1 rRNA gene is annotated in these 271 nt (G+C 55.0%); it reads left to right on the plus strand.

What is annotated here, in order from left to right:
* Nucleotides 1-146 precede the first annotated feature (146 nt).
* Nucleotides 147-263: ribosomal RNA gene (rrf, locus tag HH308_RS29460) — 5S ribosomal RNA — on the plus strand.
* Nucleotides 264-271 lie beyond the last annotated feature (8 nt).

Raw genomic sequence — 271 nt, forward strand, 5'->3', positions numbered from 1 at the left:
TATTGTTGCACTCTAGTTTTGAGTGTTGGGGCAGTTACAACAAGTAAGGCACGCATTGACACGACCACCCCCTGTGGGTGGCGCATCCACTATACGATTCTGAAACAACACACCACGCGTCAGCGTGCGATGCTGTTTCATAGTGTTTCGGCGGCTATAGCGGCGGGGAAACGCCCGGACCCATTCCGAACCCGGAAGCTAAGCCCACCAGCGCCAATGGTACTGCACTCTAACCGGTGTGGGAGAGTAGGACACCGCCGAACAACAACAT

Source organism: Gordonia asplenii (assembly GCF_012933505.1).
Lineage (GTDB): Bacteria > Actinomycetota > Actinomycetes > Mycobacteriales > Mycobacteriaceae > Gordonia > Gordonia asplenii.